The 1,379-nt window shown below is 69.5% G+C and carries 1 protein-coding gene; it reads right to left on the bottom strand.

Annotated elements, in window-relative coordinates:
* Positions 1 to 1,289: MFS transporter (locus ACLN58_RS22220; protein ID WP_415857374.1), on the bottom strand; the 1,289-nt coding region annotated here is incomplete at its 3' end.
* Positions 1,290 to 1,379: the final 90 nt, after the last annotated feature.

Raw genomic sequence — 1,379 nt, 5'->3', positions numbered from 1 at the left:
GCCGTGAGGATGCTTCCGAGGACCGCGACGCCGAGCGCGCCGACGGTCTGCCGGACGGACAGATTGAGCGCGGTCCCCGTGCTCTGGACTCCGTCCGGGAGGGCGTCGAGCATCGCGGCCATGGCCGGAGGCATCGCGACACCGAACCCGAAGCCGGTCACGGCGAGCGTTGCGAAGAGGGGCCAGTAGTCGGACGACGGCGTGATCCCCAGGAGGGCGAGGAACCCCACCGACGAGATGACGATCCCCGCGGGCACGAGCACCCTGAGCCCGAGCCGAGATCCGAGCCTCGTCGAGATGCCCGAGCCGATGACGAGCGTGAGCATCATCGGCATGAGCTTGAGCCCCGTGATGAGGGCCGAGTCGCCGAGGTAGGCCTGGAGGTACAGCGGGATCGCGAACAGGAGCCCCATCATGACGAATGAGGTCAGGGCCGTCGCGACCGTCGGCCACACGAAGAGGCGCGATCCGATGAGGCGGCGGTCCAGGAGCGGTTCGGCGCTGCGCGCCTCGAGGACGCCGAACGCGACGAGCAGCGCAACCCCGCCGCACAGCGGCACGAGGGTGGTCGCCGAACCCCAGCCGTCGATCGGAACCTGCGTGATCCCGTAGACGATGCCGGTGAGGCCCGCGACCGTGAGCAGGAGTCCGAACAGGTTGGCGCGCCGAGGGCTGGGATCCCGCGTATCGGGGATGAGCGCGAGGCCCGCGGCGAGGGCCACGGCGACGGTCGGCACGTTGAAGAGGAGCGTCGAGCCCCACCAGAAGTTGTCGAGCAGCCAGCCGCCCACGAGCGGTCCGAGGGGCATGCCGACGCCCATCGCGGCGGTCATGACGGCCACGGCCTTGGAGCGCTGGGCGGGCGCGAAGACGGTTGGGATGATCGAGAGCGCTAGCGGGAAGACCGCCGCGGCGCCGATCCCCATGATGGTCCTGGCGGCGATGAGCTCGGCGGGGTTCTGCGCGAATGCGCCCACAGCGCTCGCCGCCACGAAGATGGCGAGGCCCACCGCGAGGACAAGGCGGCGCCCGAGGCGGTCGCCGAGGAGCCCGGCGGGGATGAGCAGAACCGCCGAGGTGAGCGAGTAGCCGTTGACGATCCACTGGAGTTCCGTGGTGCTCGCGCCGAGCGCGCGCGAGATGTCGCTCAGCGCGACGTTGAGCACGGTGGCGTCGAGGCCGACGACGAGGAGGGAGAGGGCAAGCGCCGCGAGGATCCACCACCGGCGGGGGTGTCCCGCCTGGGCCTCCGCGGATGCCGCGACCGAGGAGATCTTGGAAGTAGCCATGAATTGAAAGTAACTCTCACAAGGGCCTGACTGTCAAGAGGTTGCGACTCGCTAAATCTAGAGTGTCGGTGCCGGGTCCTACAGTGGGTT

The organism is Sinomonas sp. G460-2, assembly GCF_047759905.1.
GTDB lineage: Bacteria > Actinomycetota > Actinomycetes > Actinomycetales > Micrococcaceae > Sinomonas.
The sequence above is the reverse complement of the archived record's forward strand: the minus strand, read 5'-3'. Positions and strand labels throughout refer to the sequence as shown.